This window comes from Enterococcus sp. DIV1337a (genome assembly GCF_051712285.1).
Taxonomy (GTDB): domain Bacteria; phylum Bacillota; class Bacilli; order Lactobacillales; family Enterococcaceae; genus Enterococcus; species Enterococcus faecalis.
Genome location: NZ_JBIOOP010000001.1, coordinates 1034413 through 1046382, shown reverse-complemented (window position 1 = coordinate 1046382; position 11970 = coordinate 1034413). Strand labels below are relative to the sequence as shown.

The following is an 11970-nucleotide window of genomic DNA, read 5'->3' as shown; positions in this document are numbered from 1 at the left end:
TAAAATTATTGTTTGATTTCTTCCATAATGAAGCCTTCAATCGCATCATCTACACGTAAATCATTGAAGTTTTCAATCATAGCACCACATTCAAAACCAAGTTTGACTTCTTTCACGTCATCTTTAAAGCGTTTCAAGCTTGCTAATTTACCTTCATAAATAACAATACCATCACGAATGACACGCACGCCACTATCGCGGCGAATAAAGCCTTCTGTAACATAACAGCCAGCGATTGTGCCAACTTTAGATACTTTGTATAATTCACGAACCGTCATTTGACCCGTAATTTTTTCTTCAAATTCTGGATCTAATAACCCTTTCATCGCTGTTTCGATTTCTTCTAGGGCTTTATAGATAATGCGGTGTAAACGAATATCAACTTCTTCTTGTTCTGCTTGTTGTTTCGCTTGTGGTGTTGGTCGAACGTTAAAGCCGATAATAATCGCATTACTTGCTGCGGCTAAAGTTACGTCGCTTTCATTGATGGCCCCAACTGCCGCGTGAACAATTTTCACACGAACGCCTTCTACATCAATTTTTTGTAAACTTGCTGAAACGGCTTCGGCAGATCCTTGTACGTCTGCTTTGACAATGATATTAACTTCTTTTAATTCGCCTTCTTTTAGGCTTTCAAATAAGTTATCCAATGTCACACGGCTACTTGCTGAACGTTGTTCAAGTAACGCACGTTTAGCCCGTTCTTCCCCTGCTTGACGTGCTGTTTTTTCATCTTCAAAGACCACAAAACGATCACCCGCTTGAGGGACATCATTTAATCCGGTAATTTCCACAGGAGTTGCGGGTCCTGCTTCTTTGTCACGGCGGCCCATGTCATTGGTCATCACACGAACACGTCCGTAAGTATTACCAACCACGATTGGATCACCAACATGTAAAGTTCCTTGTTGAACGAGTAATGTCGCAACCGGACCTTTCCCTTTATCCAAGCGCGCTTCAATCACTGTTCCAATTGCTTTTTGCGTTGGATCAGCTTTTAAGTCTTCTACTTCAGCAATCAATAAAATATTTTCCAATAGCTCATCAATGTTTTGATTGAATTTCGCTGAAATATTGACGAAAATCGTATCTCCGCCCCATTCTTCAGGAATTAATTCATGTTCGCTTAATTCTTGTTTCACATGATCAGGATTCGCACCAGGCTTATCAATTTTGTTAACTGCTACAATAATTGGCACTTTTGCCGCTTTGGCATGGTTAATCGCTTCAATTGTTTGTGGCATTACTCCATCGTCCGCTGCAACAACTAAGATGGTAATATCAGTGATGCTGGCACCGCGCGCACGCATACTAGTAAAGGCCGCATGTCCTGGTGTATCTAAGAATGTAATTGGTTTGCCATCAATATCTAACTGATAAGCACCAATATGCTGCGTGATTCCGCCCGCTTCACCTGAAGTCACACGAGAATGACGCAATGTATCTAATAATGTTGTTTTCCCGTGGTCTACGTGTCCCATGATTGTGACAACAGGGGGACGTGTAGTTAAGTTTTCTTCAACAACTGCTTCTGGTTCGAAGAATTTATCAATGTCCGCAATATCAACTTGAACTTTTTCTTGCGGTTCCATGCCATAGTCCACAGCTAATAATTCAATTGTATCTTTATCTAAGGCTTGGTTTTGGTTAACCATGACACCCATCATAAATAATTTTTTGATGATTTCCGCTGGTTCGCGGTGGATTTTTTTCGCAATATCCGCCACGTTCATACCTTCTGTATATTCTAAAACATCTGGTAATTCACGGAATTTACGTGCTGGTACTGCTGGCTTCGCTGATTCTTGTTGATGTTTGCCTTTTTTCCCTTTTTTATTGAAACGATTGCGGTTTTGGTTATTAAAGTTATTCCGGTTATTACGATTTTGACCGCCACCAAAATTGTTGTTACGGTTTTGGCCGCCACGGTTTTGGTTGTTCCCGCCATTGTTATTTTGGCTGGTCCGATTTTGATTAGTTGTAGAACCGTTATTGTTTTGGGTATTGCGGTTTTGATTGTTTGTATTTGTTTGATTGCTACGGTTTTGTGTGTTGCTTTGGCCGTGACGATTTTGGTTGTTGTTGTTTCTTTGTTGTCCATTCGTTGATTGATTGTTTGGACGATTTTGGTTATTTCTTTGTTCACCAGGTTTATTGTTCATTGGTTTCTTATTGGCTGGTTTATTTTGTGTTGTTTGTGGCTTTTGGTTGTTTGTTGCTTTTGATTGAGTATTTACGGTACTTCCTCCTCCGAATGCTTGACGAAGCTTTGTTTCTTGCTCGGAACTAATTGCGCCCATATGGTTTTTAACATCCATACCTAATTGATGCGCTTTATCGACAACGTCTTTGCTTGCTTTATTCATTTCTTTTGCTAGTTCATAAATTCTTTTTTTTCCCATGCAATCACCTTCCTAACCTTTTAGTAATTCCTTGATTTTGGTGGCAAATCCTGCATCAGTTACTCCGATAACCATTCGTGGTCGCCCAATCGCTTGGCTGAGCTCGAATTGACTGAACAGTTCGCTAACAGGAACATTATAATAAGAACTTTTGTCCTTGATTTTCTTTCTAGTATTCTCACTGGCATCTTGCGCAACAAACACAAATTTCGCTTTGTTGGCACGAATATCTTTAAGGGTTAATTCCTCGCCTGTGACTAATTTACCGGCGCGCATTGCTAAACCTAAAAGGTTCAAAATTTTAGTTTTATTTTCCATCGCCAAACAACTCTTTGCGGGCTTTTTGATGCGTTACATAATCCAATAGTTCTTGATAAAATTCATCACTTAATTTTGTTTCTAAGACACGATCAAGAATTTTTTTATCCCAAGCTTTTTGGACTTCCGCAGGATCCAAATCAACGTAAGCGCCACGTCCAGGTAATTTACCAGTTGGATCTAAGGCCACTTCTCCTTCTTTGGAGCGAGTAATTCTGACTAATTCTTTTTTCGGTTTCATTTCGCCTGAAACAACCGATTTACGCATTGGAATTTTTCTCTTTTTCATTTTTTCACCCTCCAAAAACGTTATTCTTGTTCAGGTAATTCTTCTGTAATTTCTGCTTCAACAACTGCTTCTTCCGCAGCCAAGTTTTCGTAATCATCTGCCGTCATATCTGAATGGATAATTGCTTCATCCATTTCTTCTGCCACTTCGGCAACTTCTTGGTTGGCTTGTTGTTCATAAAATTCAGCCATATCAGATTCTGATTTGATATCGATTTTATGGCCCGTTAATTTAGCAGCTAAGCGCGCATTTTGACCACGTTTACCAATTGCTAATGACAATTGATAATCAGGTACAACGACTGTACATGCTTTGCTATTTTCTGGATCAAAAATAACATCTAATACTTGAGCTGGATTCAAGGCATTACTAATATAAATAGCTGGATCTTCGTTCCATTCCACAATATCCATATTTTCGCCTTTTAATTCATTCACAATCGCTTGGACACGTTGGCCTTTTGGACCGACACAGGTACCCACTGGGTCAATATTAGGATCTGTTGAACGAACAGCTACTTTTGAACGATCGCCAGCTTCACGAGCGACGCTTACGATTTCAACAATTCCATCATAAACTTCTGGAATTTCTTGTTCAAAAAGACGTTTTAATAAATCTGGATGACTACGGCTTACAAAAACTTGTGGGCCTTTTGATGTGTTTTCAACACGTGATACGTAAACTTTAATCCGATCATGCGGTTGGTAAAATTCATTTGGCATTTGATCTTGTTTTGATAAGACTGCTTCGATTTTACCTAAGTTTACATAAATATAACGACGATCTTGACGTTCAACAATTCCTTGCATGATGTCATTTTCGTATTCGCTAAATTCATTATAAATAATTGTTCTTTCTGCTTCACGGACACGTTGTAAAATTACTTGCTTTGCTGTTTGGGCAGCAATGCGGCCAAAGTCTTTTGGCGTAACTTCAAAACGAATTTTGTCGCCGATTTCATATGCACCATTTAATGCAACGGCATCTTTTAATGAAACTTCCAATTGTGAATCAAATACTTCTTCTGTTACTTCTTTGACAGCATACACGTGAATATTGCCTTTTTTTGGTTCAAATTCAACTTCGACGTTGCTTGCTTGTCCATAATGTCTTTTATATGCAGAAACTAAAGCTGCTTGTAACGCTTCAATCACCGTATCTTTAGGAATCCCTTTTTCAGCTTCTAATACGTCTAATGCATTTAACATTTCTTTGCTCATTGTTTTTCTTTTCCTCCTATGGATTCGTTAAAGCTGAACGAGTGGTTCTTCTTCCAAGGGAAAAACTTCTCGTTAAAACTTGTCACAGGCCCGGCTAAAAGTAAAACTTTTAGTGGACCCTTTTTTACATTCGAGTCTGTTGATTAAAATTGAATGGCTAAACGAGCTTTTGCGATATTTTTACGTTCAAAAGTCATTTCCTTCACTCTGGTTTTAATTTTTACACTTAATGTTAATTGTTCTGAATCAAGATGGACTAAGGTACCTTCAATCTGTTTTTCTCCATCAACTGCTTGATAAAGAGAAATATGAATGTACTTACCTACCGCTTGTTCATAATCGCTTTCTTTCTTTAACGGACGTTCTGCTCCCGGAGAAGAAACTTCCAGAAAGTACGCTTGCGGAATTGGATCTGGATCCATTGCATCTAGTTTTTCACTTAATTTTTCGCTGACAAAGGCACATTCCTCAATATCAATGCCACCTTCTTTATCGATAAATACTCGTAAAAACCAATTTTTTCCTTCCTTAACAAACTCTACTTCCACAAGTTCAAAATTTTGTTCTTCTAAGATTGGTGTGACTAACTTTGTTACAGTTTCCACAGCACTACTCAAAATTTTCGCCTCCTTCGAGATTGATGTAACGAACCGTGTCCTGATGACTTTTCCATCAAAAAGAGTGAGCAGAAATCCGCTCACTCCCAACTAGTATCATTACGCTAAAGATAGTATAGCACAGAACCACTCCAAACTCAAATGAACAAGCTAAATCTCTCGAAATTTGCACATTTTGTCTCGATTACTGAAACTATCTAAGCGATTATTTTTTCGTTTTAAAATAGATAAATACTCCTTGAATCAAAAGAAGGCTACCTAAGAAAAGAAATGCGTTTTCTTTTGTTTCTCCTGTTTTTGGCAATTCTTTATTACGAATCGCCTGTTTTTCATGGTTTTTTGAAGTAATGACTGTTTCTGTGGTTGAATTTGTGGTAGTATCTGTTGTCCCACTCGTTGGCGGTGTGGTACTTTCTATAGGTTTTTCTGGCGTATAGTGATTAGTAAATACTTGACCTCCATCATACTGAATAGTCGCCTCAAGAGTCCCTAAACGCGCCTTGACGGTTACTTGAACTTGAAGATTATGCGTATCGTAGGAAACACCTGCCTGTTGCGTGTTTACTTCCCGAATGGTGTATTGATAGTTTCCAGGAGTTTCAAAGGTTAATGGTGAAAATTGAATTTTCCCTAAAGTATCGTTACTAACCGTTTCTAGTACTGTACCTTTCTCATCTAACAATTCAAATTGAAATTCAGCATCCTTCAGTGGTTTTCCTAAAAGAACTTTTCCAGCTAAAAATGAAGCAGCGACTGGTTGATATGAAATTTTATGATTCACAACAGTTTTCAGCGCAACTAAGTTTTTGCCAAAGTCTTCTGGTGTTATTGGAATCTTGTTTTGCGAAAGTTGGTAACCAGTAGGGGCTTTTGTTTCTTCTAAAGTATAGTTATCTTTTAACAAGCCTTTAACAATCGCTGTTCCGTTTTGATCTGTTGTGATTTTGGCCACTTTTTGATTGGTTGAGTCACGAATGAGTTCAAATTCTGCACCTGCTAAACGCTGGCCCGCTTCATCTTCTTTATGAATCTCAACAACATATTGTTCACCATTAGCTTCTCCACCACCCGTTTGTGAGACACGGCTCACTTCGACTTCTTCCACCACCGTTTGATTTTCTGTTAATTTAGCATAATTTGTGAAGGTTTCACCTTTTTCGGGAAGATGATCGATTTTGGTTTTATAGGTGATACGATATTCATTGGTTCCAATATTGCCAAAATGCACCGAAAAATTACGATCACCAGGACCATACTGGACAGACAACTGGCCAGTAATGTCGGCCTCTGGCGTGAACTGCCAAATAGCATTTCCATCCAGTGTCCATTGTCCTCGTTCAATTTTCATAGTGTCTTTCATATAACTTAAACTTTCTGTTTTTAGCACATCTTCCACTTCTAAATCAGTATACGTTTGCCCGGTTGGATTTATCCGTAGCACATTGTAAATTTCGGTTGGATTGTCTTCAATAAACCATGAATACTTGCTAAACTTTTCATTAACATCGTCGCCTTCGCCTTGGTAATCAAGCTCGCCAGCAAATATTTTTTCCCCTTCAACAGTGACGTAAATAGGAATCTTGGATTCATTTTCTACGTTTTCGAAATCAATTAAACTAGTAAAATACAAAGACCCACTAATATTGGCATGGTTTTCTACGTAATCTGTATACGTTAACGTGACAGTTTTATTCGCTACGTCGGTCTGTGCGATTGCAACCACAGCGCCCGTATCATCTACTACATTAAAGGTCATATTTTTATCGAGACGTAGTTCTTCGGGCAATGTAATCACACTCGTATCCCCACTGTTAACGGTATTATTCGGTAAGCTGAAATCAATCTGGAGGTAGATGTCTGTATATTGATTAATCGTACCAAGTGGGTTTCCCTCTTTGTCCGTTAGCTGAATCGCTGTCACAATGTTGCCCACTTGTTTACGTGGCACTACGTTTGGCGTAACGGCAATTTGATTAGTTTCACTGGTACTAGTTGGTACCGTTTGCGCATATCCTGTTTCAAGTTTCAGAAAAGGCGTTATCAGTGTCGACAAAAGAATGAAAAACATCCCCCAATAAATAAAACTTCTTTTTTTCATTTTTATTCAATCCTTTCTAACCTAAAATAATTGGTTAGGTTTATACTATCAAGGACGAACTAGGTGTAAGTGTTTTTATTTTTCCCAACAATAAAAAACAAAAAACACCGAGCCAAAATTATTTTGGCTCGGTGTTTTGCTTCTAATGTCTTTTCTTATAAAACCATAATTGAACTTTTTCAGAAATGGTTGATAAGTGTTGGAAAGTTGAATCTGCTGCAAAGAAAAGAATGACTAAAAGTAACAAGGCAGTTGGCGATACCGAAGTTAACGAGAACAAGTTTTTCATGGAAATACTTGTAATGACCATTCCGATTAAACAGCCAATCATCACACGTTTGCGGTAACGATTCATTGGTGAACTAATTTTATAAAGAACCATAAAACCGACTGAAACTAGTAACAATGTTGCAGTTGTTGAAATGTCCGTTTTTTGAAGTGCAAGAATATCACCACAAATTAGTAAGGCACCGACTACCAACATATCCGTTAAACCACCAGGAATTGCTTTTGATAATACATTGAAAAGAAACTTCCCTTCAATGCGGCGATGATTTGGTTCCAAAGCTAGAAATGTCGAAGGGATCCCAATTGTAAATAAACTAATCAATGTGACTTGCGTCGGTTGTAAAGGATATGTCACGGCAAAAATCATAGCAAAGACAGACATCAGCAAGGAGAAAATATTTTTTACAAGGAATAAACTTGAAGAGCGTTCAATATTATTAACTACTTGGCGGCCTTCAAAGACAACCTCCGGCATCGTTGAAAAATCAGAATCTAACAACACAACTTGCGAGGCTTGTGCTGTAGCTTGATTTCCTGAAGCCATGGCAATACTACAATCTGCTTCTTTCATGGCTAAAATATCATTGACTCCATCCCCTGTCATCGCCACTGTATGATCTAATTTTTTCAACAATAGCACAAATTGTTTCTTTTGTTCTGGCGTGACACGACCAAAAACGGTGTATTTTTCTAAGGCTTCTGTCTGGGCTTCCATTGTAGTTAATGTTCGCGCGTCCACATAATTTTCAGCACCAATAATGCCTGCCGCTTGTGCTACATTGGATACTGTTAAAGGATTATCACCAGAAATGACCTTAATGGCCACATTTTGTTCAGCAAAATATTCAAAAGTTGCTTTGGCTTCTTTACGAATCGGATTCCAAAGAAGAATGTAGCCTAGAGGTTGAACCTCTGCTGCCAACGTTTCCTGAAATTCTCCTAAATACTTTCCGAACACCAATAAGCGATAACCTTGACTTGTATAATGTTCCACTTCAGATTGATACATTTCATAATTATCTCTCAAAATCATCTCTGGCGCCCCAAGAATATACGTCGCTTCTGGAAAAGTCACGCTACTAAATTTTTCAACAGACGAAAACGAGGTATAGCTAACGGCTTCCCTCTGATTATTAGTAACAAAAAATTCTTTCATCGCTTTCATCGTATCATTGTCAGCTGACATTGTTCGGCAAAAATCGCCAATTAATTTTTCGACATTGGTTAAGTCTGTACCGTCATTTTCGATACTCACCACAGGAACCAACTCTTGGACTTCCATCGTGTTTTCAGTAATTGTTCCTGTTTTATCTACACATAACACATCGACACGTGCTAAGGATTCGATACTTTTCATGTTGTGCAATAAAACGCCGCGCTTCGCTAAGCGCATTGTGCTGGCAGCTAATGCAACGGTTGTTAAAAGGTACAACCCTTCCGGAATCATCCCAATCAAGGCAGCTTCCATGGAGACAATGCTGTCATGAAGCCCTTGATGGTTGATGAAATAACTTTGGAAAAATAGGACACAGCCGATTGGAATAATAATAATCCCTACCCATTTCACCAAACGGTTAATGGAACCAACCATCTCTGATTGTTCCCCTTTTTTAATTGATTTCGCTTCAAGCGTTAATTGATGAACATAGGCCTCAGCGCCAATTTTATCAATTCTTGCATGACAAGAACCTGACACAATAAAGCTACCTGATAAAAGTTGGCTATCTGCCACTTTGGTAATCTCATCAGATTCCCCTGTTAGCAAGGATTCATTCACACGGACTTCACCAGATAAGACAATCGCATCTCCAGAAATCTGTTCACCCGATTTAAAGAGCACCACATCGTCCAAAACCAGTTCATCTGGCGAAATTTCTTGCTCTTGGCCATCCCTCACAACGGTTACTTTTGTAGCGTTTAGAATATTTAAACTATCTAATACTTTCTTCGACTTAATTTCTTGGTAAATTCCAATGACCGTATTAATGATTACTACTGGCAAAAAGGTCATATTTTTATAAGATTGCACAAGCATTAATAACACGCCCAGCACCACAAAAATTAAGTTGAAATACGTAAATACATTATTAATAACAATCTGTTTCGTCGTGATAAACTCAGTATCGACGGCGGCGTTGACCAAGCCTTTTCGCTGTCTTTCTTCCACTTGTGCGGCAGTCAAGCCTTGTTTACCTTCTGGATAATAGCGTTCCGCATTAGCAGTCGCTACTATTGTTTCATTTTCTTGCATTTCTTTTTTCCTTCTCAAACACATCACCTCTTGTTCTAGTCGACTCTTTCATCGTCTCCTTATATCTCACAGTATAGCACTGAATAAAAATTTAGATAACAACTAGCGTCCAACTATAGAAAAAAATTATACATTTCCTAAACATTGTCATTTTCCGGAACAAGCTAACGCAAAACCTTTTCATTTACTTGTTTTTCCTTTACTATAGTAGAGAAGAAATATCAAGAAATGAGGAACAATTGATGGCACAGAATCACGTAATTAAAGTTAGTAAAAAAACATTAGCAGAGATGACCACTGTTTATCAACCCAATCGTTTAAATAAAACGGTCCCTTATACAGTCTTTGTGGCCAAGGTTGGCACCACTACCATCACCGCCTATCAATCAGGTAAAGTCATGTTTCAGGGACCTCAAGCTGAAAAAGAGGCCGCTCGTTGGGAAGGAACGAGTACCACACCAGAGAAAAAAGTTTCCTCCCAGACTACAGTGCTGCCTGCTGATTTTAGCAACTGGTCAGTGATAGGTTCCGATGAAGTCGGTAACGGTAGCTATTTTGGTCCAGTAACTGTCTGTGCTGCATATGTTGACAAAAGCATGATTAGCAAACTAAAAGCATTAGGTGTTCGTGATTCCAAAGAATTAACCGACCCACAAATCATTCAATTGTCACATGTCATTAAAGAACTGATTCCTTACAAGTTATTAATCGTTGAACCAAAAAAATACAATGAGATCCAACCAAACTACAATGCTGTACACATGAAAGTCGCTTTGCATAACCAAGCGATTTATCTGTTGCTACAAGAATTGGCTCCCACAAAGCCAGAAGGGATTTTGATTGACCAATTCACGCCTGAAAATAATTATCAGAAATATGTTCGTAATGAAAAAAATCAAGTCACTGAAAAATTGTTCTTCGTCACTAAAGGAGAGCAATATCATGTTGCCGTTGCTGCCGCCTCTATTATTAGCCGCGCTGCTTTTTTAGAAGAGTTAGACAAAGAATCTGCAGAATTGGGTTTCTCTGTGCCCTCTGGTGCTGGCAGCAAATCAGATCAAGTAGCCGCCCGTATTCTGAAAAAAGGTGGCCTAGACTTATTAGCGAACTATGCGAAACTGCATTTTGCAAACACCCAAAAAGCCCAAAAGCTACTATAAATAAACAACAAGCAAAAGTCCCAGCGCTGATTAGTGACGCTGGGACTTTTGCTTGTTGTAAAAAATTATTTTTCAATTTCGATAAATAGGACTTTTAAGTAATTCCCTTCTGGAAAATTAGGATTCACTTGAAAGTCTACCGGTAATTGATACGTGTCCGTAATCTTGTAACGGACATTTTTCTCTTGTAAGGCCGTGATCACCATTTTTTGGTATTTGGCTAAGGACAAATTTGCCGCATTGGTTGAGGCAATAAGCGTTCCCTTATCCGTTAAAATATCAATAGAATCTTTCACTAGGTCCCCATAATTTTTAGCAACGGAAAAAACTTTCTTTTTGTTGCGAGCAAAACTTGGCGGATCCAAAATGATCATGTCATAACGCAAGTCTTTACGGGAAGCATATTTAAAGTAGTCAAAAACATCCATGACAATAATCTTTTGTGCGGCAAGATTTAAATGATTAACTTCAAATTGCTCAGTCGTTTTCGGTAAGCTTCGTTTAGCTAAATCCACACTAGTGGTGGCTACGGCGCCACCCATAGCGGCAGCTACTGAAAAAGCACCTGTATAACTAAACATATTTAAGACTGTTTTACCTACTGCAAAACCATCAACTAGTCGACCACGAACTTCTTTTTGATCTAAAAAGATGCCTGTCATTAATCCTTCGTTTAAATAGGTAGCAAATTGAACGCCATTTTCAGTAACAAGTAATGGCTCGGGTGCTTGTACGCCATATAAAAACTGTGATTCTGGTAAATCTTTTGTGGAAAAGCGAATCTTTTCGTAGGCACCAATAATGTCAGGGTAAACTGTGCGAAACGCCGTCAAAAGTTCGGCTTTTTTCTGATAAAGGGTTTCATTATACCATGAAAAAACGGCGTAATCTGCATAGCGATCGATGATTAGACCCCCAATGCCATCCCCTTCTCCATTAAATAATCGATAAGCGGTTGTCAGCGAATCCTTTTCAAAAGACGTCCGCTTCTCACGACTTATTTCAAAAAGTTGTTGAAAAAAAGATTGATTAATTGGTCCATGCCATGACAGCAACCAACCAATTCCTTTATTTTGTTCGCCTAAATATCCTTCGGCTAAACGCTGGCCTTTACTATCAATCAAAGTAAGCCAATCTGTTGGCAACGGCGCCGGCACTTGTTGCAAATCTTCTTTCTGAATTAAAGGATATCCTTTTTTAAATTTATGTTCTGCTTTTTTAGTTACTTGAAATTTCATTCTGTACACCTACTTTTCAAAGTCCTATCTAGTATAGCAAAAAAAAGGCCGTCTGTCTTTAAAGGAATCAAGCTTCACGTTATTTAACG

The 11970-nt window shown here is 38.5% G+C and carries 9 protein-coding genes; 1 reads left to right on the top strand and 8 read right to left on the bottom strand.

Annotated elements, in window-relative coordinates:
• Nucleotides 1-5: 5 nt before the first annotated feature.
• The 7 genes from infB to IGL49_RS05100 form a co-directional block, all read right to left on the bottom strand.
• Nucleotides 6-2402: a translation initiation factor IF-2 gene (infB, locus tag IGL49_RS05130; protein WP_016617896.1), complete on the bottom strand. Its 2397-nt coding sequence runs from the start codon at nucleotides 2400-2402 to the stop codon at nucleotides 6-8.
• Between the two features lie 12 nt (nucleotides 2403-2414).
• Nucleotides 2415-2720 carry a YlxQ-related RNA-binding protein gene (locus IGL49_RS05125; protein WP_002357860.1) on the bottom strand — a complete coding sequence of 102 codons (306 nt, stop codon included), beginning with the start codon at nucleotides 2718-2720 and terminating at the stop codon, nucleotides 2415-2417.
• Complete coding sequence (gene rnpM / locus IGL49_RS05120) at nucleotides 2710-3009, bottom strand: RNase P modulator RnpM (protein WP_002363794.1); 300 nt, start codon at nucleotides 3007-3009, stop codon at nucleotides 2710-2712. The genes IGL49_RS05125 and rnpM overlap by 11 nt, the downstream gene beginning before the upstream one ends.
• Before the next feature lie 20 nt (nucleotides 3010-3029).
• Nucleotides 3030-4229: a transcription termination factor NusA gene (nusA, locus tag IGL49_RS05115; RefSeq protein ID WP_002357862.1), complete on the bottom strand. Its 1200-nt coding sequence runs from the start codon at nucleotides 4227-4229 to the stop codon at nucleotides 3030-3032.
• 143 nt (nucleotides 4230-4372) lie between these two features.
• Complete coding sequence (gene rimP / locus IGL49_RS05110) at nucleotides 4373-4846, bottom strand: ribosome maturation factor RimP (protein ID WP_002357863.1); 474 nt, start codon at nucleotides 4844-4846, stop codon at nucleotides 4373-4375.
• Between the two features lie 205 nt (nucleotides 4847-5051).
• Nucleotides 5052-6944: an Ig-like domain-containing protein gene (locus IGL49_RS05105; RefSeq protein WP_104854944.1), complete on the bottom strand. Its 1893-nt coding sequence runs from the start codon at nucleotides 6942-6944 to the stop codon at nucleotides 5052-5054.
• A 142-nt stretch (nucleotides 6945-7086) separates the two neighbouring features.
• Nucleotides 7087-9507: a cation-translocating P-type ATPase gene (locus IGL49_RS05100; protein WP_104854945.1), complete on the bottom strand. Its 2421-nt coding sequence runs from the start codon at nucleotides 9505-9507 to the stop codon at nucleotides 7087-7089.
• 218 nt (nucleotides 9508-9725) lie between these two features.
• On the opposite strand from IGL49_RS05100, the gene rnhC reads away from it, so the two are divergent.
• The gene (gene rnhC / locus IGL49_RS05095; RefSeq protein WP_104854946.1) at nucleotides 9726-10643 is read left to right on the top strand and encodes a ribonuclease HIII; all 918 of its coding nucleotides are present in this window, start codon (nucleotides 9726-9728) and stop codon (nucleotides 10641-10643) included.
• 65 nt (nucleotides 10644-10708) lie between these two features.
• On the opposite strand, the gene IGL49_RS05090 is transcribed toward rnhC, so the two are convergent.
• Nucleotides 10709-11881, bottom strand: coding sequence for a class I SAM-dependent rRNA methyltransferase (locus IGL49_RS05090; protein WP_104854980.1), 1173 nt, complete (start codon nucleotides 11879-11881; stop codon nucleotides 10709-10711).
• Nucleotides 11882-11970 lie beyond the last annotated feature (89 nt).